This window comes from bacterium (assembly GCA_020444065.1).
Taxonomy (GTDB): domain Bacteria; phylum Sumerlaeota; class Sumerlaeia; order SLMS01; family JAHLLQ01; genus JAHLLQ01.
Window position 1 is genome coordinate 133053 of sequence record JAHLLQ010000005.1, and the last position, 23001, is coordinate 156053.

Annotated in this window: 23 protein-coding genes; 21 read left to right on the forward strand and 2 right to left on the reverse strand. The window is 59.9% G+C overall.

Going from position 1 to position 23001, the window contains the following annotated elements:
• Positions 1-9 precede the first annotated feature (9 nt).
• From KQI84_13460 to KQI84_13540, 17 genes are all read left to right on the forward strand, one after another.
• Positions 10-417, forward strand: a complete 408-nt coding sequence (locus KQI84_13460; GenBank protein ID MCB2155884.1) for an NADH-quinone oxidoreductase subunit A — start codon at positions 10-12, stop codon at positions 415-417.
• Entirely contained in the window at positions 408-920 is a 513-nt protein-coding gene (locus tag KQI84_13465) for an NADH-quinone oxidoreductase subunit B (protein MCB2155885.1), read from the forward strand. Before KQI84_13460 ends, KQI84_13465 begins: the two co-directional genes overlap by 10 nt.
• A gap of 12 nt (positions 921-932) precedes the next feature.
• Complete coding sequence (locus KQI84_13470) at positions 933-1505, forward strand: NADH-quinone oxidoreductase subunit C (protein ID MCB2155886.1); 573 nt, start codon at positions 933-935, stop codon at positions 1503-1505.
• A gap of 41 nt (positions 1506-1546) precedes the next feature.
• Entirely contained in the window at positions 1547-2758 is a 1212-nt protein-coding gene (nuoD, locus tag KQI84_13475) for an NADH dehydrogenase (quinone) subunit D (protein ID MCB2155887.1), read from the forward strand.
• A gap of 21 nt (positions 2759-2779) precedes the next feature.
• Positions 2780-3118: a hypothetical protein gene (locus KQI84_13480; protein ID MCB2155888.1), complete on the forward strand. Its 339-nt coding sequence runs from the start codon at positions 2780-2782 to the stop codon at positions 3116-3118.
• Between the two features lie 15 nt (positions 3119-3133).
• Positions 3134-3604, forward strand: a complete 471-nt coding sequence (gene nuoE, locus KQI84_13485) for an NADH-quinone oxidoreductase subunit NuoE (protein MCB2155889.1) — start codon at positions 3134-3136, stop codon at positions 3602-3604.
• Positions 3605-3648: 44 nt separating this feature from the next.
• Positions 3649-5001 carry an NADH-quinone oxidoreductase subunit NuoF gene (nuoF, locus tag KQI84_13490; protein ID MCB2155890.1) on the forward strand — a complete coding sequence of 451 codons (1353 nt, stop codon included), beginning with the start codon at positions 3649-3651 and terminating at the stop codon, positions 4999-5001.
• Between the two features lie 53 nt (positions 5002-5054).
• Complete coding sequence (gene nuoG / locus KQI84_13495; protein ID MCB2155891.1) at positions 5055-7763, forward strand: NADH-quinone oxidoreductase subunit NuoG; 2709 nt, start codon at positions 5055-5057, stop codon at positions 7761-7763.
• A gap of 128 nt (positions 7764-7891) precedes the next feature.
• Entirely contained in the window at positions 7892-9292 is a 1401-nt protein-coding gene (gene nuoH / locus KQI84_13500) for an NADH-quinone oxidoreductase subunit NuoH (GenBank protein MCB2155892.1), read from the forward strand.
• A 105-nt stretch (positions 9293-9397) separates the two neighbouring features.
• Entirely contained in the window at positions 9398-9934 is a 537-nt protein-coding gene (locus tag KQI84_13505) for an NADH-quinone oxidoreductase subunit I (protein ID MCB2155893.1), read from the forward strand.
• Complete coding sequence (locus tag KQI84_13510) at positions 9916-10467, forward strand: NADH-quinone oxidoreductase subunit J (protein ID MCB2155894.1); 552 nt, start codon at positions 9916-9918, stop codon at positions 10465-10467. The genes KQI84_13505 and KQI84_13510 overlap by 19 nt, the downstream gene beginning before the upstream one ends.
• 9 nt (positions 10468-10476) lie before the next feature.
• Positions 10477-10782: an NADH-quinone oxidoreductase subunit NuoK gene (gene nuoK / locus KQI84_13515; protein MCB2155895.1), complete on the forward strand. Its 306-nt coding sequence runs from the start codon at positions 10477-10479 to the stop codon at positions 10780-10782.
• A gap of 51 nt (positions 10783-10833) precedes the next feature.
• A complete protein-coding gene (locus KQI84_13520) occupies positions 10834-12516 on the forward strand; it encodes an NADH-quinone oxidoreductase subunit N (GenBank protein MCB2155896.1) in 1683 nt (560 codons plus the stop codon).
• Between the two features lie 9 nt (positions 12517-12525).
• Positions 12526-12846 carry a hypothetical protein gene (locus tag KQI84_13525; GenBank protein MCB2155897.1) on the forward strand — a complete coding sequence of 107 codons (321 nt, stop codon included), beginning with the start codon at positions 12526-12528 and terminating at the stop codon, positions 12844-12846.
• A gap of 28 nt (positions 12847-12874) precedes the next feature.
• Positions 12875-15106, forward strand: a complete 2232-nt coding sequence (gene nuoL / locus KQI84_13530) for an NADH-quinone oxidoreductase subunit L (GenBank protein MCB2155898.1) — start codon at positions 12875-12877, stop codon at positions 15104-15106.
• A 24-nt stretch (positions 15107-15130) separates the two neighbouring features.
• Positions 15131-16840, forward strand: a complete 1710-nt coding sequence (locus KQI84_13535) for an NADH-quinone oxidoreductase subunit M (protein ID MCB2155899.1) — start codon at positions 15131-15133, stop codon at positions 16838-16840.
• An 86-nt stretch (positions 16841-16926) separates the two neighbouring features.
• The gene (locus KQI84_13540) at positions 16927-17220 is read left to right on the forward strand and encodes a DUF493 domain-containing protein (GenBank protein MCB2155900.1); all 294 of its coding nucleotides are present in this window, start codon (positions 16927-16929) and stop codon (positions 17218-17220) included.
• Between the two features lie 10 nt (positions 17221-17230).
• Here the strand turns inward: KQI84_13540 and KQI84_13545 are convergent, their stop codons facing one another.
• On the reverse strand, positions 17231-17605 hold the full coding sequence (locus KQI84_13545) for a cupin domain-containing protein (protein ID MCB2155901.1): 375 nt from the start codon (positions 17603-17605) through the stop codon (positions 17231-17233).
• A 160-nt stretch (positions 17606-17765) separates the two neighbouring features.
• Between KQI84_13545 and KQI84_13550 the strand changes: the two genes are divergently transcribed.
• The 3 genes from KQI84_13550 to KQI84_13560 all read left to right on the forward strand — a co-directional run bounded on the left by KQI84_13550 (position 17766) and on the right by KQI84_13560 (position 20673).
• Positions 17766-19079 (forward strand): hypothetical protein, encoded by a 1314-nt coding sequence (locus KQI84_13550; protein MCB2155902.1) that lies wholly within the window; start codon positions 17766-17768, stop codon positions 19077-19079.
• Positions 19080-19208: 129 nt separating this feature from the next.
• Complete coding sequence (locus tag KQI84_13555; GenBank protein ID MCB2155903.1) at positions 19209-19649, forward strand: DUF4870 domain-containing protein; 441 nt, start codon at positions 19209-19211, stop codon at positions 19647-19649.
• 4 nt (positions 19650-19653) lie between these two features.
• Positions 19654-20673 (forward strand): hypothetical protein, encoded by a 1020-nt coding sequence (locus KQI84_13560; protein ID MCB2155904.1) that lies wholly within the window; start codon positions 19654-19656, stop codon positions 20671-20673.
• Between the two features lie 4 nt (positions 20674-20677).
• Here the strand turns inward: KQI84_13560 and KQI84_13565 are convergent, their stop codons facing one another.
• On the reverse strand, positions 20678-22534 hold the full coding sequence (locus KQI84_13565; GenBank protein ID MCB2155905.1) for a tail fiber domain-containing protein: 1857 nt from the start codon (positions 22532-22534) through the stop codon (positions 20678-20680).
• A gap of 143 nt (positions 22535-22677) precedes the next feature.
• Between KQI84_13565 and KQI84_13570 the strand changes: the two genes are divergently transcribed.
• Entirely contained in the window at positions 22678-23001 is a 324-nt protein-coding gene (locus KQI84_13570; GenBank protein MCB2155906.1) for a hypothetical protein, read from the forward strand.

Here is a 23001-nt window from a genome sequence, read left to right on the forward strand (position 1 = left end):
TAGACGCTTATGAATCCAGCATTTACACTCGCCTACACGCCCGTCAACGCTGCGTACCTGCCCGTCCTGATTATGCTCGTCGTAGCCGTTGGTTTTGCGATCGGCAATCTGATCCTTTCATGGTTCCTTGGGAAGCGCCGTCCAACGGCTGTGAAACTGGAGCCCTATGAGTGCGGAGTGCCGACGGTCGGCAGCGCGCGCTCTCAGATTAACGTCCGATTCTACCTTGTCGCGCTGCTCTTTCTGCTGTTCGACATGGAAATCATCTACATCATCTCCTGGGCTCTCAGCGTGCGACAGCATGCCGCGGTTCCCGGCTATATGGGATTCGGGCTCGTGCTGATGGCGATCTACATGGTCATCCTGTTGGTCGGGCTTCTGTACGAGTGGAAGAAGGGGGCACTGACATGGAACTGAAAACGAATGAAGAGACTTCGGGCGAATTCCTGACAATCCAGGAGCCCGAGGGTGCACTGACGAAGACACTGAGCGAGGCGATCTCCTACTGCCGCCGCAACTCGATCTGGCCGGTGATGATGGGTCTGTCCTGCTGCGCCATCGAGATGATGGGTGCGGCCGGCTCCCGGTACGACCTTTCGCGCTTCGGCTCGGAAGTTTTCCGTCCGTCCCCTCGCCAGGCCGATCTGATGATCGTGGCCGGCACCGTTGTTAAGAAGATGTCGCCGGTTGTGCGCCGCGTTTACGACCAGATGAGCGATCCGAAGTGGGTGATCGCGATGGGCGCCTGCTCGTCCTGCGGTGGAATGTACAACGTCTACAGCGTGCTGCAGGGCGTCGACGAGATCGTGCCCGTGGACATTTATGTGCCCGGTTGCCCGCCGCGTCCCGAGGCGTTGATCTACGGAATTATGCAGCTTCAGAAGAAGCTCAAAAAAGAGCCCATCTACCTGTTCCAGTAAGGCATCGAGATCATGGCGTTCGATATTGGCAAGTTCAAGGAACTGCTGCAGAACAAACTACGTGAGCGTTTTGGCGAGAAGATCGTCGAGATCATTGAGGACCGCGGCGAACTGACGCTGGTCGTCGAGCGTTCGGCGGTGAAGGAAGTCGCGCGCGTCCTGCATGACGACGTGGACTTCCAGTTGAACTACCTCAGCCACGTCACTGCGGTGGACTACATGGCGCTCGGGCGCGACGTGCGCTTCGACGTCGTGTACCACATGGTGTCGGTTCCCCAGGGCCATCGCCTGCGCATGCGCGCCGCGGTGCCGGAGGACGATCCGACGATCGATTCCGTCTGTGAAGTGTGGAAGGCTGCGAACTTCCACGAGCGCGAGACCTTCGACATGTTCGGCATCATCTTCCAGGGGCACCCGGATCTGCGGCGCATCCTGATGGCCGACGACTGGGAAGGTCATCCGCTGCGCAAGGATTTCCCGCTCGGTGGCGTGAAGAGCTTCTACTTCAAGCGTGAGACGGATCCGCATGCGGGCGAGCCGGAAGACCTGGTGCCGCGCATTCGCGTGCAGCGCTCCGATATCTGAGAACCGAAGACCACCGAGGGAAGGAAAAGGACTCGAATCATATGGCGACCCGCCGCGTAGTCGAGAAAACCTACTCAAATCTCGAGTCGATGACTCTGAACATGGGCCCCCAGCACCCGTCGACGCACGGCGTGCTGCGCGTGATTCTGGAGTTGGACGGCGAGAACGTCCTGAAGACCACGCCCGTCGTGGGCTATCTGCATCGTGCGAAGGAAAAGCACGCCGAGTTCAAGACCTATCACCAGTTTATTCCCTACACGGATCGGTTGGATTACATCTCACCGATGAGTAATAACGTCGCCTACGTTTCGACGGTGGAGAAGGCGCTTGAGATTGAGATCACGCCGCGCTGCCGCTACCTGCGGACGCTGCTGTGTGAACTGGCGCGCATTTCGTCTCACCTGCTGGCCATCGGAACGGGCGGGCTCGAACTGGGCGCGATGACCATCTTCATGTGGACGTTCACCCAGCGCGAGAAGCTGTACGACATCTTCGAGTACATCTCGGGTGCGCGCTTCACCGTTTCATACATGCGCGTTGGTGGTGTCGCACGAGCGGATTATCCGGAATGGCACCGCCGCGTGCGCGAGTTCCTGGACGGCATCATCGAAGTGATCGAAGAAGTCGAGACGATGCTGAACGAGAACGAGATCTTCCTGCAGCGCACGGTCGATGTCGGCTACATCTCCGGCGAGGACGCAATCAACTACGGCCTCACCGGCCCGAACCTGCGCGGTTCCGGCGTCGATTGGGATCTGCGTCGCGACAATCCGTATTTGGCTTACGAAGAACTGGACTGGGAAGTTGCGCTGGAGACGAAGGGCGACTGCTATGCGCGCTACCTGGTTCGTATGAAGGAAATGCGGGAAGCCTGGCGCATCTGCAACCAGGCGCTCGATCTGCTCGAGAAGCACAGCAACGAGCCGATGAACATCGACAACCCGAAGGTTGTCTTCCCGCCGAAGGAAAACGTGAAGCGCTCGATGGAAGACTTGATCCATCACTTCCTGCTCGCGTCGGAAGGCATCAAGGTTCCGCCGACGGAAGTGTACAACGCCATCGAAGCGCCGAAGGGCGAGCTTGGTTTCTATCTGAAGTCGACGGGCGGGCCGAAGGCCTATCGCCTCGGGATTCGGAGCCCAAGCTTCTGTAATTTGCAGGCCCTCGACCAGATGTGTAAGGGCGCGTTGCTGGCCGACGTCGTGGCTATCATCGCCAGCCTGGATCCCGTGCTGGGCGAGGTGGATAGATAATTTCGGATAGGGACGCCGCGTTTGTCCTGGATCATCGCCATACTGGCCTTTGGGCTGTTCTTTCACCAGGTGATCGAGTCAATCGTGTGTTCCTCCGGAAACCGGGGACGGAGAAAGTGGATCAGTGATCTGATTACGTCGGCGGTGTTTCTGCTGGCGCTGGCCGTTGGTTGGGGACTCGCCCTGGCGCGGCCGGAGTTTCGGGTCCAATTCGGTGCCCTGGTGTTTTTTGGAACGCCGTTCGTACTGTTGGCAGTCGGGGCGTTCCTGTTGATGAGCCGCCGGGCTTACGAGGAGGGGGACTTCGACGAGATGTTCTCCGATTCCGACGAGGCCGACGGCCCTCAAAATCACGAGTAAGGAATTCGACCGTTCATGTCTGCGATCTTGAGCGATTCTCAGCAGGAAATCGATAAGGTACTTGCCCGCTACCCGTCGCGGCGTTCCGGTATGCTGCCGGTCCTCTGGATGGTCCAGAAGAAGACCGGCTGGGTATCGCAGGAAGCCATGGCGGAGGTGGCCGAGATCATCGGCTGCACCACCGCGGAAGTGTATGAAGTCGTTTCCTTCTACACGATGTTCCAGCAGAAGCCCACCGGCCGTCATCACATCGCGCTGTGCGACACGCTGGCCTGTGCGATTTGCGGCACTTTCGAAATCGTCGAGTACCTGAAAGAGAAGCACGGCATCGAGAAGAACAAGGTAACCGAAGACGGCCGGTTCTCGCTCGAGTTGGTTGAGTGCATTGGCGCCTGCAATTTCGCGCCGGCGATGTTGCTGGGCGAAGACCTTTACGGCGAGCTGACGCCCGAGAAAATCGATAAGCTGCTGGACGAGCGCAAGTAACACGAACGCGGAAGACTGACAGGAGTTCCTCCCCTATGCCGGCAATGGCAGAAAACGAAAGAGTCCTTCTCCCGAACATCGAGAAAGACGAAACGGAATGGATCGACGCCTACGAGAAGCAGGGCGGGTACGACATGGCCCGCAAGTCTCTCGAGATGGAACCGGAGAAGATCATTGAGATCGTTAAAGATTCCGGTTTGCGCGGCCGCGGCGGCGCCGGTTTCCCCACGGGCATGAAGTGGGGCTTCCTGCCGAAGGGTGTCTTCCCCCGTTACCTGACCGTCAACGCGGACGAGTCCGAGCCGGGTACGTGCAAGGATCGCCCCTTGATGGAGCAGCGTCCGCACTCGCTGATCGAGGGCATCATCTGCTCTTGTCGCGCGATCGAGTCGGAGCAGGCCTTCATCTATATCCGTGGCGAGTATTACAAGTCTGCGAAGATCATGCAGAAGGCCGTCGATGAGGCCTACGAGAAGGGCTATCTGGGCAAGAATATCTTCGGCAAGTCCGGCGTGAACCTGGACCTGGCTGTGCATCGTGGCGGCGGCGCGTACGTCTGCGGCGAGGAGACCGCGCTGCTGACGAGCCTGGAAGGCTATCGCGGCTATCCGAAGCTGAAGCCGCCCTTCCCGGCGGTTGCGGGCCTCTACAACAAGCCGACCATTATTAACAACGTCGAGACGATCGTGGACGTGCCGCATATTCTGCGCAAAGGCGCAGAGTGGTTCAAGAAGATCGTCCACGAGCGCACCACCGGTCCGCGCTTGTACTCGGTCTCTGGCCATGTGAAGAAGCCGGGCGTGTACGAGTTGCCTCCGACGGTGACGTTGCGTGAGTTGATCTACGACATCTGCGGCGGCATCCGCGCCGACCACGATCTAAAGTTCGTGATCCCGGGCGGGTCGTCGGTGCCCTGGCTGAAGCCGGATCAGATCGATATTCCGATGAGCCATGAAGGCGTGCAGGCCGCGGGCTCGATGCTCGGTTCCTCCGCCGTCATGGTCTGCGATCAGACCGTATGCCCCGTTTGGGCGCTCTCGAATCTTTCGCACTTCTACCACCACGAATCCTGCGGCCAGTGTACTCCCTGCCGCGAGGGCTCGGGTTGGATGCACAAGATCGTGCGACGTATCGAGCAGGGCGGCGGTCAGCCCGGCGACCTGGAGACGTTGCGTTCGATCGCGGGCGAAGGAAAGCCCGGATCCGGCATGATCAGCGGCAAGTCGATTTGTGCTCTCGGCGATGCGGCGGCCTGGCCCGTCGGCAGTGCGCTGACACAGTTCTGGGATGAGTTCGTGGAACACATCGAGAAGAAGGCTTGCCCGTATGGGAATAAGCGCTTTTGGATGGCCGACGGCAAGTTCGTGAACGAGTCCTTCAAAGCACCGACGATCTGACAGGTTGTCTGAACACTGAAACAACACGCGTTAGGACGATTGGAACGACGACTATGGCGAAAGTAACCAAGGGACAGGCACCGGGGACGGGGGCGACGGTCGCTTATCCGGAACCAGCCGGCAAAGTCCGCGAGGCGCTCAAGAGCGCCTCGGAAGAAGACATTCTAACGCTGACTCTGAACGGCCGCGAAGTGAAGGCCGTGAAGGGTGAGACGATCATCGAGGTCTGCCATCGCGAGGACGTTTATGTGCCGCACTATTGCTGGCACCCCTCGCTGAGCATCGCCGGCAACTGCCGTCTTTGCCTCGTCCACGTCGAGAAGGTTCCGAAGCCCGTCATCGCGTGCCAGACGACCGTCGGCCCGGGCATGGTAGTGAACACCGAGGGCGCCGAGGCCAAAGACGCGCGCAGTTGGATGATGGAGTTCCTGCTAATCAACCATCCGCTCGATTGCCCGATTTGCGATCGCGGTGGCGAGTGCCAGCTTCAGCGCTACAGCGTGGATTACGGTATTCCACACGCCCGCATGCGGGACAAGAAGCGCAAGTTCGTCAAGCCGCAGGCGGATCCGCTCATCGATATCGAGCGCAATCGCTGCATCATGTGCACGCGTTGCGTTCGCTTCACCGAGCAGGTCGGCGGTGAGCGTACGATGGGTGTGTTCGACCGCGGGGATGGCAACTACATCGGCACGTTCGGCCAGGGCCCAGTGTCGAACCTGTTCTCCGGCAACGTGATCGATCTTTGCCCGGTGGGCTGTCTGACCAATCGGCCGTTCCGTTTCAAAGCCCGTCCGTGGGAACTGCGCCAGACGCAGTCGACCTGCGATCAGTGCTCCGCAGGCTGCAAGGTGACGAGTTGGACGCGCAACGATCGCTTGTATCGCACGACGCCGCCATCCCGGAAGCGCCACACGCATTTCACGATCAACGAAGATACCGAAGAGTTTCTCTGCAACCAGGGCCGGTTCGGCAGCGACTATGGCCAGCACGAATCGCGTCTCGATGAGTCGACGATTCGCAAGGCCGATCGCCTGACGCCGGCTGCGTTCGATGAAGCCATCGAGGCCGCCGCAAGCGGATTGAAGAAGGCTGTCGATGGCGCGAGTTCCGACGCCGTGGCAATGCTTCTGAACCCACGCCTGACGATTGAAGAAGGCTACCTGGCGCGTCGCCTGGCCGGCGAAGTACTGCACACGCCGTCCATCGATTGGCGCCTCGGCCGCGCAACGGCGCAGATCGCCGACGCGATTTCGCAAGCTCTCGATGCAGCAGACGGCGACCTGGAGAAGGACCCCGACGTCATCGTCGTGCTGAACGGCGAGATCTACTCGCAGTCGCCGGTGTTGGCGCTGCGGATCCAGGAACTCGGGCGGCGACTTGGCAAGAAGATCGTCATGCTGGGTCACCATCACGATCACTATATCGGCAAGCACGCCGATGGTCAGTACCACAACCTGCCCGGCAAGACGGCCGACGCGCTGAGCGATCTCGCAAAGCTGGTCGGAACGACGACGCCGGATGCGGAGACGCTGGTTCACCTGGCGCACAAGCTGAATACGACCGGCGACGCGCTGAAAGCGTTGATGTCGGTGTTGAAGGGCGCCGAGCGCGGTCTGCTCGTTCATGGTCTCGAGGACTTCGGCGGGCTCTACGCACCGCAGGAAGTTCCCGCGGCCATCGGACTGCGCAAGGCTCTCGGCGATAAGTGGAGCTACCTGCCCGTCGTGACGGATCGTAACGCTGTCGGTCTGCATGCAGTCGGTGCAGAACCCGGCGCCGAAGGCGTGGCCGCGGCGGATCTGATCAAGGCGATCGAAGACGGCAAAATCCGCAGCCTGCTGGCGCTTGGCGCCGACGGGCTGGCTGCCGTGCGCGACGACGCGCGCGTGCTGGCGGCGCTGGACAAGTTGGACTTCTTCGTTCTCGCCGATCACTTCCAGAGCCCCTTTGCCGAAAAGGCGGACGTCTTCCTGGCGCTGGCGACGAACCTCGAACGCACCGGCGTTTACGCAGACATCGAGGGCAACCTTGCCGTGCTGAAGCAGGCCGTCAGCAAGCCGTCGGGCGATGCCCGTGGCGCTAGCGAAGTGCTCACGGCTCTTGGGCGGGCGCTTGGCGACGCGACGTTCGGCGCGGACACGCCGGAAGAAGCCTGGCAAGATGTGCTGGCGCAGTTGGCGCCCGAGTCCAAGGTCACGTTGAAGGACCTGGAACTTGAAGGCGGCTTCAACAACGCGCATTACGTGAACATTCGCCCGCAGGGCGGCGCGCGCAATCGCTCCGCCGAGTACAACCCGGGCAACTACCGCACGGATGGTCTTCATCTGCGCGGTTCATCGTCGGATGTTTCCACGACGGCGGCCGGCGCGGTGGAGGAACTGCCCGCGGGCGACGGTCCGTTGCTCGTCTGGGGCGGTCACGTCTCGGGCAGCAACTACATCACGCACCGGGCGGAGATCTTCAAGATCCTCCAGCCGAAGCCCTTCCTGGAAGTGCATCCATTCGACGCCGAGAAGTTGGGCGTGGAGCACCACCAGTTTGCGGTGCTGCATGTGGAAGGCAAGAAGACGAAGGTTGGAATCAAGATGAACTACGCTCCCGCGCCGGGTACGGTGTACCTGCCCGCGGGTGCTGCAGGCGCGATCGATCCGGCGGAATTCGCGAAGCCCGTTCGTGTGAAGATCGAGCCTTTGGATGAGCGCGTTCCCAGCCAGGGCGAGGCCTTTGCGGAGGCTGACGCTACGGGGGATACGCGTTGACGTAGGTTCCGGGGCTGGGAAGACTCCCGGCCCTTTGAGCCCGTTTGTGCATTTTTTCTCAAAGTAGGCAGAACGGCTACGAGAGGCGACGAATGACCCTGATTAACTTACAGCCCTTGTTCGACTTCATGGGCCAATTTGTGGGTGGTCCCCAGAACGCGTTGATCATCGTGGGAGCGATCATCAAGATCCTCGCAGCGATCGGCAGTGTGATGGGGGCGGTTCCCTTCATTGTTCTCGCCGAGCGCAAGGTCATCGGCTACGTGCAGGACCGACCCGGTCCGAACCGCGCCGGCCCCTGGGGCATTGTCCAGGGCATCGTCGACGGTCTGAAGCTGCTGGTGAAGGAAGATTTCATTCCCGGCGGCGCGGATCGCGTGCTCTACCTGCTTGGGCCCACGCTCGTCACCATCCCTGCCTTCCTCGCGATGTGCATTATTCCCTTCGGCCCGATCATCGAGGGCCAGGCGCTGCTTGACTGGCTGACGCTTTGGGGACTGCAGGGACTCTACACACCGTCCAGCCAACTTGCGCTGGCAATCACGAATCCGAACATCGGCATTCTGTACGTTTTCGCCATCACGTCGGTTGGCGTTTATGGTATCACGCTGGCGGGTTGGTCATCCGAGAACAAGTGGTCGCTGCTCGGCGGCATCCGCGCTTCTGCCCAGATGATCAGCTACGAACTCAGCCTGTCGCTCTCGATCATCGGCGTGCTGCTGATTGCCGGCGATTTGAATCTCTACTCGATTCTCGACTCCCAGAGCGGCTGGTTCTGGCATTGGAACGTGTTCGCACAGCCTGTCGCCTTCCTGCTTTTCCTGACTTCGATGTTTGCGGAGACGAACCGTCTGCCGTTCGACCTTGCGGAAGGCGAATCGGAACTGACCGGCGGCTTCCACACCGAGTATTCCTCGATGAAGTTCGCGCTGTTCTTCATGTCTGAGTACATCAACATGGTCACGGTTGCGGCGGTCTGTACGACGCTGTTCCTCGGCGGCTACTTTCTCGTGCCGGAATCGTGGGCCGTCGGCGCGTTCGATTGGGTCTACGCGGCGATCGCCGATGGCGCGGGCATGACGTTGCCGAGCACCTTGGGAGTCATCACCGCCTCGTTGCTGGCCCCGATGGGATTGGCGATCAAGCTCGCCGGCTTCATTTTCTTCTACATTTTCGTTCGCGCCTGCTGGCCGCGTTTCCGTTACGACCAGGTGATGAACCTGGGCTGGAAGGTCCTGCTACCGGTCGGCCTGATCAACCTCGTCGTGACGGCCGTTGGCGTTGCCATTATCTCTGGTATCGCCGGCCAGTCCGCTGCTGCTGCGGGCGCCTCGCAGTCTGAAATCCAGGCCGCGATCACCGAGGGAATCAAGAACTACAAGATCCTCATCGGCGTTGTGACGTTTGGTCTGCTGGTCGTGGTGGAAGTGATCGTCACGGCTCGCCGGCGCAAGATGCTGAAGCGGGACTACCGCAATGTGTACTACGAGAAGCAACCGGCCCGTAAGGCCCGGGCCGTACCGACTTGAGAATTGTCATGGAGAGGACTCGAGGGAGCCGAACGAATCGACTGCAAGGCAAGCGTTGACGGTCAGTCAGACGGGTAAACTCCCCCGGGAAGGAAGTAACCAACCATGTTAGTGGAACTGCTCAAAGGATTCGCCGTCGCCGGCAAGCACATCGCGCGCTATGCGGCTGGCAAGGGCAAGGTGACCGTCGAGTATCCGGAAGTGCGGCGCGAACAGCCGCTGTTCTTCCGCGGTCGGCATCGGTTGCAGCGTTACTCCGACGGACTGGAGCGCTGCGTCGGCTGCGCGCTTTGTGCCGCCGTTTGCCCGAGCGAGGCGATTTACCTCGAAGCGAAGGAAAACAACCCGAACAACCGGGTTTCGGCGGGCGAACGCTACGCCGAGATTTACCAGATCCATTTGCTGCGCTGCATCTTCTGCGGATTCTGCGAAGAGGCATGTCCGGAGAATGCGATCGTGATGGGGCCGACCTACGAGTTGGCGAATCACCGTCGCACAGACTTCATTGCGCAGAAGCAGGATATGCTGGACGCGCCGGAGAAGGGCTTCGGCGACTATCACGAATACGATCCGTACGTTTCGCACGTAACACCCGAATCGGACAAGGAAGCGAAGGCCGACCCATGGGCGCTGAATTCCTGATCTACGCAATCTTGTACCTGGTAACGATTGGCGGCGCCGTGATGGTGATCGCCAGTCGTGACACGGTGCGCTCCGCCATGGCGCTGGTGCTCGTGATGCTCAGCCTGGCGGCACATTACTTCTACCTGGGCCAGGAATTCGTTGGCGCGATTCAGATCATCGTGTACGCTGGCGCGATCATGGTTCTGTTCCTCTTCGTGATCATGTTGCTGAACGTGCGCGAACGCGAAGTGGCTCCTTGGTACATGCGCAGCCCCAGGTTCTGGGGCGGGGCGCTCGCGCTGTTATTCTTCGCCCTTCTGGCCATTGGCATCAACATCTTCGCTGCCAGTTCGATGACGACGTCCGCCCACTCCGGTGAGGCGCCGACGATCGTCGACCTGGTGACCTTGCTGATGACGAAGTACAGCCTGCCGTTCCTTCTGACATCGATCCTGCTGCTGGTGGCGGTGATCGGGGCGGTTGTGATGGGACGCCGGGTCGACCCGGAAACGGGCGAGGAATACATTCCCGATGAATCCGAGATTGCTTGAGGCGATTGAATGGAACCGACATTTATTTACACGCTGATTCTAGCCGGGTCCGTCTTCACGTTGGGTGTTCTCGGCGTTATGTGGAAGCGCCACGCCGTTTCGCTGCTGATGTGCGTGGAGATGATGCTGAACGCAGGTAACCTGGCGTTCGTGGCATTTGCGCAGGAGTACGGCCTGATGCAGGGCGGACTTCTCGTTTTGTTTGTGATGACCGTTGCCGCGGCGGAAGCCGCTGTCGGTCTGGCGATCTTTATCGCGATATTCCGGGCACGGCGCCATATACGCGTCGACGAACTGGATATGATGCGGGGTTGATCCCGCCACCCCAGGTCCCTCGAGGTCTTCCAAACGCTGATGATTTCACAAGTGACTGCTTACGTTCCGCAAATCAGCATCGACCAGGTCGCTCCTTTCCTGATCCTGGCCGTTGCAGCGCTGTTGGTCCTGGCGCTCGATGCGCTGCTTGATATTCTGGTAAAGGGCATCACGCGCGAACGGCGCGACATGGTGCTGGCGATTGTCGCCGGCGCGGCCCTGGTTGTGACCGGCTTCACCTTCTATGTGGATGTGCTGGGTGCGACCGGCCGGCCGTTCTTCGAAGGTGCGTTGCGCGCCGACGAATTCGGCAACCTGGGTGCGCTGACGATTCTCTTCTCCGCGCTCGTCTTCCTGATCATGGCGCCGCGCTTCGTGAAGAAGTACACCCTGCCCGCGGGCGAACTCTACGCGCTGCTTCTCTTTGCCGTCTTCGGCATGACGATGCTGGCCGTGGCGAATGAATTGATTACCGCCTTCATCTGCATCGAGATCCTCTCCCTTTCGCTCTACGTGATGGCCGGCATCAATCGCCGCAGCCCGAAGGCCATCGAGGCCTCTTTCAAGTATTTCATCCTTGGCGCATTCGCATCGGCTTTCCTGGTGCTCGGCATCGCGTTCATCTTTGGCGCGACCGGAACCACACAGATGTTCGGTGAGAACAGCGTGATGGAGTCCCTCCAGGCGCAGCGCGCGGCTGGACAGGTTGTGCAATTGCCCTCGGATGTGGCGACTTATAACCTCGGCATCAACGATGTGCTGTACGCCGGCGAACGCCTCGCGAATGCAGTCGTTCCGGCCGCATCGGTTGTCGACGGGCAGGTCCTTGCGACGCCGAACCCCGAGTTGGTTTCACTGCCGATCAATCCGATGTGGGTTTACCTTGGCTTTACGCTGATGCTGGTTGGGATCGGCTTCAAGCTCTCCCTCGCGCCGTTCCACATGTGGGCGCCGGATGTTTACGAGGGAGCGCCGACGATCACGGCGATGTTTATCGCCACCGCCTCGAAGGTTGCGGCGTTCGCGTTCCTTGTCCACTTCGTCGAAGCGATGTCCTTCTGGCGTTACTTCCCCGTCGGGACCTCGTTCGTGATTGGCGCGATCGCGTTGATCTCCATGCTCTGGGGCAATCTCGCCGCGCTGGTGCAGACAAACATCAAGCGCATGCTTGCGTACTCGTCGGTTGCCCACGGCGGCTATATGGCTGTCGGCGTGACGACGTTGCTGACGCAGAGTGTGTTCTCCGATCCGCTGCGCCAGGCCGATGTGCGCAACTCGATCATCCTTTACCTGTTTGCATACACACTGATGAACGTCGTGGCGTTCGGTATCGTTGCCTATCTTGGCAAAGAAGGCGAATCGGACATCGCGAACTATCGCGGTCTTTCGAAGCGCCGCCCCGGCCTCGCGGCTGCGATGGCCATCACGATGATCAGCCTGACCGGCATTCCGCCCACGGTTGGTTTTGCTGGGAAGTTCTTCATTTTCAAGGAAGCGATTTCGGCGGGCCTGATTGAATTGGCCGTCGTTGCGATGATCGCCAGTGCCATCTCCGCGTTCTACTATCTGCGCGTGGTCGTGGCGATGTACATGCAGGACGAAGAGGAAGAGGCAACGATCGCCGGCGGTGTGTTGCAGACTGCCGGTGGCTATCAGTTTGTTGTTGGGCTGAGCACGACGATGATCTTCGTGTTCGGCATTCTGCCGGCGCTGTTCCTGGCGCTGGGACGGTAAGGACGACGTATGAACGCCAAGTGCCTCTGCACACCGGAAGCGGCACGAGCGCTCTGTCAGGCGATGGGGTTGCCCGCCGCCGATGTTGTCGAAGCAGAGATCGAGTTTCGCGAACTTCCGTACTGCATCGTCTCGCGCTCGCGCGAGCAGTGGACGGAAGCCCGCGGCGACATCACCGCCTTGCAGGTTGTCGCGATCGGCGATCGCGGCCTGGTGCTTGATCCGGGCAGCACGACGTCTGATGGACAAGATTCCGCCCGGCGCACGCTGATCCCGTGGACGAATATCCTCAGCCTCACGGTCGCTCCGGCGTCCGCGGCTGCGCAGTAAACCTTAGAGTTCGGAGACGAGTGTCCCGATGATTGCCTATGTCTGGTTGATACCGCTGGTCATGCTCCTGGCCGCCTTCATTAATGGCTTGGGAGTACGCCGGCTTGGCCGCTTTGCCGGCCACATTGCCTGGATTGCGATGGCCATCGCATGTGCGACGGCGTTCGCGATTCTCTTCCAAGTGATTGGGCTCGCCCATGACCCGCATTGGCACGGCGAGACCGTGCGGCTGTGGAACTGGTTCCACATCCCCAATGCGTTCGGCAGCGACCGGACCTTCAACATCGACATGGCCTTCCATGTCGACCAGCTCACCGCCATTTACCTCTGCTTCGTCTCGTTCATTGGCCTGCTCGTGTTCATCTACGCGACCGGCTACATGAAGGAGAAGCACCACGGGCACCTGGAGCTCGATCCGGGATACGCGCGCTTCTTCGCTTATCTGCCGCTGTTCGCCGCGTCGATGTTCACGCTCGTGCTCGGAGACAATCTGGCCGTGATGTTCATCGGTTGGGAAGGCGTGGGCCTGTGCTCCTACCTCCTGATCGGCTACTACTTCGATCGCCCCTTCAGTGAAATCCTCTCCTGCGCCGACGCCGGTCGTAAGGCGTTCGTGATGAACCGCATCGGCGACGCCGGAATGATCGTCGGTATCGGCCTCGTCTTCTGGGGCCTCGGCACAGTGAACTTCCAGGACATCAACCACGTTCTCGAAACCGGCAAGCTGCTGAACGGCAATCCGATCCCGGCGTCGTTCAAGTACGGCGGCATTCTGGTGACGGTCGCTGCCCTTGCGATGTTCCTCGGAGCCACTGGCAAATCTGCGCAGATTCCCCTGTTCACCTGGCTGCCGGACGCCATGGCAGGCCCCACACCGGTGTCTGCCCTGATCCACGCCGCCACGATGGTGACCGCAGGCATTTACATGGTGGCGCGTTTGAACGTGCTCTACTTCCTTTCGCCGGCGGCGATGGCAGTGGTTGCGATCATTGGTGCGCTGACGGCCTTTGCCGCAGCGACGATGGGTCTGACGCAGCGCGGTATCAAGAAGGCGCTGGCTTACTCAACGGTTTCACAGCTCGGCTACATGTTCCTGGCGCTTGGCGTCGGATCGATGGCGGCCGGTATTTTCCACGTTTTCACACACGCGTTCTTCAAAGGCTGTCTCTTCCTTTGCGCCGGCTCTGTGATTCACGCGATGCACCACGAAGAAGACATGTTCAAGATGGGCGGCCTGAAGAAGTACATGCCGTCGACGCGCTGGACTTACCTGTTCGCGACGCTGGCGATTTCCGGCTTCCCCCTGACGAGCGGTTTCTTCTCGAAGGACGAAATCCTCTACAGTTCCTTCATCTCGTCGGGCGACGGCTTCCCGTTCCTGTGGGTGATCGGCGTGATTACCGCGCTGTTGACCGCCATCTATATGGGCCGCACCTACTTCTTGACGTTCGAAGGGCCGGAGCGCTTTGACGAGCACACGCGTGAGCATCTGCACGAGTCGCCCGCGAATATGACCGGGCCGCTTTGGATACTCGCCATCGGCGCGCTGGTGTTGGGTTTTCTGAACGTGCCGGCGGCGATGGGGAAATTCATCCCGGTTCCGAGCGGCATGTTCCACCACTTCCTGGCCCCGGTCGTTGACCGCGGTGCGGAACTGGTCGCGGCACACAACATGGGCGTTCACGTCGACCACGCTGCCGGCGAAGCGATCAATGGTTCGCTGGTCGTTGCCGGCGCGACTGCAGAGCAGATGGCCGAAGAGCACGGAGGCCAGGAACTCCTGCTGGCGCTGCTCTCCATCGTTGTTGCGCTGATTGGTTTGGGCATTTCGTGGGTGCTGTATGTCAGTGGTATTTCGGAGAAGGCCAAGGCCCTCGGCCGCAGCCTGCGCCCACTGTGGAGCGTCTCCTTCTACCGCTGGTACTGGGACGATTTCTATAACAAGGTCTTCCGCGATGGAACGTGGAATGCCTCGAAGGCCGTGTGGCAGTTCGACGCGAACATCATCGATGGAATCGTAGTTGGTTCCGGTCGAGCGGCGCGGCGAATCGGTCGCGCATTGCGCACGCTGCAGACGGGACAGGTTCAGGTCTATGGCCTGGTGATGTTCTTGGGAATCTGCATGTTCCTTCTCTATTACGTGGTCGGAATGTCGGACTTCCTGCAGAAGTACTATCCGCGCACGGAAGAACAATCCAAGCAGGTGAGAGTGGAGGCGCGGCCGCATCACGAACCGCCCATCCAGATTGCTACTCACTAACGAGCGACGACGAGGTCTGATTGCATGTTACTGACGTTGATGATTCTGACTCCGCTGGTTCTTGGCCTGCTTGCCTTGTTGGTTGTGCCGCGCCAGCAGATGAAGTTCGCCGCTCTGGCGATCACAGTGCTCGACCTGCTGCTCTCCATCGTGGCGGCGTTCAGCTTTGAATGGGCCGGCAAGACCGAACAGGTCGCCTTGTTCGGCAAGATGGTGACAACGCACTTCCAGTTGGCCGTGCGCCAGCCCTGGCCGCTGCTTGAGCAATTTGGCATCAGCTTCGCCGTCGGCGTGGACCACCTCAGCATGCTGATGGTCCTGCTGACGACGGCGCTTGGCGTGATTGCGATTCTCTGCTCTTTCTCTGCGATCACCGAGCGCCAGAAGGAATACTACTTCTTCCTGCTGATTCTTCAGACTGGTATTCTTGGTACATTCTGTTCGCTCGATATGTTCCTGTTCTACATTTCATGGGAACTGATGGTGATTCCGCTGTACTTCCTGATCGGCATCTGGGGCTCGAAGAACCGCGTGTACGCGACGATGAAGTTCGTCATCTACACGCTGGTCGGTTCTCTGATGATGCTGCTGGCCATTCTGTGGATGTACTACAACGGACCGCACACGTACTCCTACGAGCGCATCCTTGACGAAGTTCAGAACGCGCACATCTGGCGTGGAGCGATGTGGCCCTTCCTCGGGCTGATCCTCGCCTTCCTGATCAAGGTGCCGTTGTGGCCGCTGCATACATGGTTGCCCGATGCGCACACCGAGGCCCCGACGGCCGGCTCCGTGATTCTTGCCGGCGTGCTGCTGAAGACCGGCGTGTACGGCATCTTGCGCTTCTGCATTCCGCTGTTCCCGCACGCGGCAGTCAGCTTTGCGCCTCTGCTGACGTGGCTCTCCGTGATCGCGATCATCTACGGCGCGATGACCGCCATGGTACAGACGGACATGAAGCGCCTCGTCGCCTACTCCTCCGTCAGCCACATGGGATTCATCGTCCTCGGTATATTCAGCTTCAATGGCCCCGGCATCAGCGGCGCCATTGTTCAGATGATCAACCACGGTATCTCGACCGGCGGACTCTTCCTCGCGGTCGGCATGATTTACGAACGCCGTCACACACGCGCGATGGCCGACTTCGGCGGCCTGGCCCACACGGTTCCCGTGTACGCGGCATTGACGATGATTATGGTTCTCTCGTCCGTCGGCCTGCCCGGTCTGAATGGCTTCGTCGGCGAGTTCCCGATCCTGATTGGCGCAATGCAGAACGTGCCGATTCAAGAACTGGCTCGCGAGTCCGGAACGATCTCGGCCTTCCTGCACCAGGCGAACTACACGTGGGTTGTTGCGGGGCTCGCTGCCACCGGTGTGATCCTCGGCGCGGTCTACCTGCTGCTGATGTACCAGAAGGTCTTCTACGGCAAGGTCACGAAAGAAGAGAATAAGACCCTTACGGACCTGAACTTCCGCGAGATCTTCCAGCTCTCCGTGCTCGCCATTGCGGCGCTTGTCATCGGCCTGTTCCCGCGCGTGGTCTTCACGCCGGTGAACCACAATACCGAGATGATCCTGGCCGCCGTTCAGGAGCCCCTTGGCCTGCAAAAGAACGAAGAATCGGAAACGGCTCCCGTGCAGCACGAAATGCACGAAGAACACGCTCCGGCGGGGGAGGAACACCACGCCGCAGTCGCGACAGATGACGTCGACCTGGCCGAAGTGGTGGACTGATCGCGTTCGTTGAATTGAGCCTTGCCAGAAACGTCCCTGCGCCCGACACTCTCCATTGAGACGTGTCGGGCGAAAGGTTTTTAGCCGTGGAAGAGAAGTCCGTTTTCAAAAACCCGGAGCAGATGAAGGAGCAACTGAATCTGCCTGCAGTTGTGGCCTACAGCTTCGTCGGTCCCTCGACGCCGCAGTACCACGCGCGCGTCGAAGGTATTGTAACGCAAATCGTCGGCGAAGAAAACATCCGCAAACGCACCTTCCGTGAAAGCGCAGGCGGCAAGTACACGGCCTACAAGTTTGAGATCTACCACACCGAATTCGAAGACGTCGAAACGATGTACCGCGAGGTTATGGCCCTCGAGGGCACTCGATTTGTCTTGTAGCGCAGCGACGTTATTTCGCGCAGTTTTCCAGTGACGGAATCAGGCAGATGAACTTCAGCGTGCCGCCGCCAGTGTTGCGGAACTGGTGCAACGAGTTCGCCGGCACGTAGAGCGCATCGCCCGCCTTGATATTGCGCGGACCTTCGCTGGTTTCGATCTCCGCTTCGCCTTCCAACACATACACCTCGTGCTCGTAGTTGTGATGATGCAGCGGCGTGTGCCCGGCGGGTTCGACTTCGAAGATCCGCATGGCGAAGTTCGGCGCTCCATCGCGCGACGTGATCACCTCGCGGATCGTGGCGCCCTTCACACCGTCCATCTCGACGGGCTTGGCGGGAAAGGCCTTCGTGTCGATGATCTTTGGGACCAATGTGCGGTCGAGCATGGAATCGGGCATGGCGGGGCTCCTGAGATTGATGATGGGCGGACTTTCCAATTCCCGTGGCCTTCCGGTCAAGAGAAGCCCCATTCGATTTGCCGATTCGTCCCATTGACCCGAGAGCCTCCCTCGGGCTTACTGGAGCGGAATCTCGCAGGAGCCCTTCATGCGCCCGCCCTCTCAACATAATCTGGACACCATCTGGGGCCACGAGCCTTTGCGCAAGCTGGTTCGTCGGCTGGTCGAGACGGACCGCGTGCCGCACGCGATGCTGCTGCATGGGCCCGACGCGGTGGGGAAACGATCGCTGGCGTTCGGCATCGCGAAGCTGATCCTCTCCTCCGGTTTGCCCATCGAGGATTCGAGTATTCAAGCGCCTGACGCGGCACCAATGCGCGTCCGCGGCTTCGAGCCAGATCGCAGCCCCGACGACGATCTCTTCGGCGGGATGGACGACATGTTCGGGGAAGAAGCGCCTGACATGTTCGGCGACGCTCCCGAAGAACCAGCCCCACCAGCCGCGGAGCCAGAACCGCCGCCCCCCGAGCCCGAACCTGCTCCCGCGCCCGTCGCGAAGAAGAAGAAAGCGAAGCCAAAGACTGCCCCCGCGCCCGAACCTGTGCGCCGTGGGCCCGTGGAGATCGATCGGCGTGTCGACAAACTGGTCGCGAAGTCCTATCCGGTGAACTACGATTCTTCCGGCCGGCCGATTATGGAGGGCTTCGTCGATCTGAACATCATCGAGCCTGCGGACAACTCCAAGGTTATCAAAGTCGAGCAGATTCGCACGTTCCAGGACGTCGCGGCGCTGCCGCCGATCGAAGGCCGGTATCGCGTGATCATGGTGTTCGGCGCCGACACCATCAGCGTCAGCGCCGCGAATTCGCTGCTGAAGTGGCTGGAAGAGCCGCCGTCGTACCTCGTGATGATTCTCGTCACGAATCACTACTACCGCGTGCTGGAGACGATCCGATCGCGATGCGCGTCGCTGCTTTGCCATCCCGTGGAGCGCGAAGCGCTTGCCCAGCGCTTGATCGAGGACGAAAGCGCCGAGCCAGAGTTGGCGCACGTGGCGGCCGCTCTCTCCGAAGGCCGACCCGGGCTGGCCGTCGAAATTCTGTCCGGCGCGTTCTTGAAGAAACGTCGTGACGTGTTCGAAGCACGCCTCGCGATCGATCGCCACGGGGCCGTAGCCTTGCCGATGGCCGTGGATCGCGCGCTGGCAAGCGGGGACTCGATCAGCCAGGCGGCCGTAATGCTGCTCTCAATGGCGCGCGATCGCATGGTCAGGCGACTGGCACCGGGCGACGACCGATTGCTCGTGAACGGCGATCTGGCGACCATGCTGGATGAAGTCGAACTGGAACCCGAGCACCTCTTCGCAGAGGCGGAACGGCTGTTGGATGCTATGCGCGCGGACGACCACCCGGCTGTTCCGGCAAGCCAACTGCCGCTTGAACTGGCGCTCTGGCCGGAGTGAAGGCCTTCTACCAGCCAGACACATCGGCAGTCCGACTCTTCAATTCCCCCAAGGCCCGAAAACCATTGACAGCAGGCGGCTCCGTCCCTGCCATAGGTCAACGGATATCTATAGTAATCCGAGGCATTCATGGCTCGAAATGAGGTTGAGCAGTACGTTCTGGTTCGCGAGGAGGAGCGAGGCTTTGCGGCCTTGATTCATCTGCTGAACGCCGTCCCGCTTTGGGGCGTCGTCTTCATCACGGTGATCTGGATCTACTTCCGCGAACGCAGTCGCGAGCTAATTTTCCATGCACAGCAGGCGATGGTCTTCCACATCGTCTCGCTGGTGATCTTGTTGGTGTGGCTGATCATTGGGATGATTACGCTGCCCGTGCGTGTGTTAAGCGAGAACGTCGCCTCGGTGATCGAGACGGCGAATCTGGCGGTTCTGATTGTCTGTTTGTCGATTTACGGAGTGGTGTGTCTGGCCGGGGTGGGTTTGACTCTCGCGGGGCGTCCGTTCTTGTACCCGGTTCTGGGTCGGCGTGTGCTGCGGGGGAGTGTACGCAAAACTTCCACGGAGGAATGATCGCATGGGAAGAGATGAGCTGAGTACCCAAGAGCAACACGCCGTCGATACGATCGTGCGGCACATGCAGGAGTACATGGACATGCGCTTTGCGCAGTCCTGTCGAGTGAATCCGCGATTCGAGCAGATCTGGCCCGACCTGGCGTGGCAGCAGATGCGCCAGCTCCGCAACACGCTGGAGAACAAGAAAGCGTGGGGCCCGACCCGCTTCTGCATTGGCGCATTGTTGGCGAGTGACGACTACGCCAGAATCCACGACATCTTCAACCCAACGCACCAGTCCTCGATCCAGGTCGAGATCGTCGAGCAGCAGGAAGACACCTCGAAGGGCCGTCGTGCGGAGGTGCTCGAGATCCACGACTTCCGCACGCTCTACTCAAACATCGACAAGGCGGTCGCCACGATCGCCATGGTGATGCAGATCTTCCTGTGGTGGGACTTGCCGGACGCCGCGGATCTCGCCCGCTTCGATCTCAAGATGGAACGCCTGAGGAAGCTGGAGCAAGGCATCAGCGACGAGATGCGGTCGTCCTACGCCGAGATTATGAAGGACCTGGATCATGTTCCGACCGACGATGATATTCTGACCTTCGAACTGCGTTTGCTGAAGAAGGCCGTCGATCGTTTTGTGGGTCGACGCGAGAACGAGCCGGGTTACAAGGTGATCATCGCACGCAAGCCCTCCGAAGGCATGGACGCGGTGGATCGTCTGATCGGAGCGATTGCGCGCGAGCAGATTCTCCTGCGCAACCTGGAACACGGCCAGGAACTGGACGAGAATCTGAAGCAGCAATTCTCGAAAGCTCTCGGCGTTCCGGCGGAATCTCTCAGCACAAACATGGAAGCGGACTACATCCATCGCATGATCGCGGAGCACAAGAAGAAGCTGCGCGGCGCGATGACTGGCGAGATTTCCGGCGAACCCTACGACTACAAGATCGCACAGCGCGACGCAATCTTGCGCAAGAGCACCGCTCTCATCGGCGATCGCGATCTGTCAGTGAAGGAAGTGAAGGAGGAGTAATCCTCTACTTCGCCAGCTTTTCTTCGAGCGCCGCCAACCGATTCTGGAGGGCGGCGTTCGTTTCTTTCAGGTCATCGATTTCGCGCTGCAACTGTTCGATCGTCTTTTGCTGTTCCTGGACACCTTTGACCAGGTGCGGTTCAACAGCGCTCGGATCGAGGAACAGAAAGCCTGTCTGCGGATCTTCGATCACATCCTCGGGCAGAATCGTCTGATACTCCTGCGCGCGGTAACCGAAATAGCGTTTCTCTCTGGCTTTGCCGTACAGTTCATCATGCAGAGTGTTGTACTTCCATGACACGGGGTGCAGTCTCTTGAGGAACGAGAGACCGGAATCGATTGGTTCGATGTCATCCTTCAACCGCTCATCAGAAAGACCCGCCCATTCACCCGCAGTGGACTTCGCAGCATCGCCGTTGACTGCCAGTAGAAATGGAGCTGGCACATCATCGCGCCCGACAGCGACCTTGCCTGCGGAAATCGTCGGATCCGAAACGTCGCCACCGCCGACCGAATCCTTGAAGAAGAACGTGTTGTTCTTGTACCCGATAAAGTCCTCGCTCGAGCCGGAATGGGCAAAGCTGATGTAATTTCCAGCAAGGCCGACATACGTGTTGTTAATCGGGAACGATCCCGGAAATTCGATCCCGACGGGATGCAGGACACTCGTGAGATTCGCGGAACCGTCAATGGTGACACTGCCATCGATCGTCGAGCCCACGCTGAGATGTCCGTTCGTCAGATTGACTGAAATCGGAGTGACATCGGAGCCCTCGATGAAAACACGGAACGGCGAATCCCAACCCGTGCCGATGCTGGATCGTCCGTCGGCGTAGGGGTTTGTGGACGTGGTCCACCAGTGCGTGTTGTTGTCATCGAGACTCTGCAAACGGATCGTATAGAGTTGCCCCGCGGTGATCGGAATGCTTTCTGGGAAAATGGCAGTCTCCCATCCCGCTGGATAGTCCATGCTGGTCTGCGAGAGCAGTGTTCCGTCCGTTCCTTCGCCTTCGTACAAATAGACGCGCAGATGATCCTGGATCGTGTAACGCCGATTGATCTGCACGGCGACGAGGTTGCCCGTGTTGATGGCCGTGAAGCTCTGCCAACTATCCTTCACGGAGTTCAGCGTAGCGCCCAGCGATTCATTCGACGCGTCGAGAGTCAGTAGGTTCGTTTGAAGCAGAAGCGATTGATCGATGATTTCCAGCGATGCCGCATCGCCGAGACGAACGCCTTGGTATCCGGCGCGAATCGCTCCCTCGGGGACGAGAACCTCGCCATAGTCGGTGGTCTGAAGCGCCACCGCTGGATCGCCGTCGGGGGAACTTAGCGCAGTGAGTCGAACAGTCCCACCGCCATCCGAGAGCGTGACGCTGCCGGCCCCGCCGCTCAAAGTCTGCAGTTCATTAGTTGCACTGGCATCCCCCACGTCATCAGTGCCATCGGCAAAGCCCGCCGGCACGTTTGAGAGGCCGTCCCAATTGGCCTTCTCCGAGTACAACGAGTACGGCGCGGGAAGCATCGGGATGCGGTTGTTTAGAGTCTGGAAGTTGTCGGTCCCGCCATTGGAATCCACGGAGATCTCGAGCCAGCGAGATGAACCATCGAACACGTCACCGAAGTCGAGGATTTCCTCGACCACACCGCCCTGAATGATCCGATCGACCACCTGAAGCGTTCCCGTAACTGGGTTGTCTCCAGCAGAAGTGCTGTGAAGTTCAAAATGGAAGCTGCAAAGCCCATCGATCGGCGCACCGCTTTCGGTCAGGCGACCCTGGTACGTGAAAGCCGTCCCCGGGTCGGCCCAGGCGGCGGATACAGTCACGACCATGGCGGCGACAAGTGTGCATCGGCGCATGGCAACGTTCTCCTGTAGGATGATCCAATAGCCGGGCAAATTCCACGCCATGTGCTTGTAGCGTCCCTATCGCCTCGGAAAGCCAATCGCTCCCACTTCCAGGAATCACCAGAATCTGAAAGTAAATGCCCTGGGAGACTGGGATGTCCGAGAGATGTCTTCGTTTTCGATCGTCGAAGTTCCCCGCCTGCGAGGACAGGGAGGAGACCATCAATCCGAACCGGTGGGGGAGACGGCTGGCAGAGCACCTGGCGGCGGAGATCGATGTGCAGAAGCTCTGGGTATGCTGTGGAAATGCCGATGGGGAGGACGACGGTTTCGTCTGCTCTGTTGCGCCGCGTTTCTCAGCCCGGGGCCTTTTCCGGAAACAGGCTCGGGCGGACGCGGCGGCACGCGTTTTGGAGACGATCCAAGAGATTCTCGCCGCCGATCCGGATGTTCACGATATCTGTTTGGAAGAGGAGTAG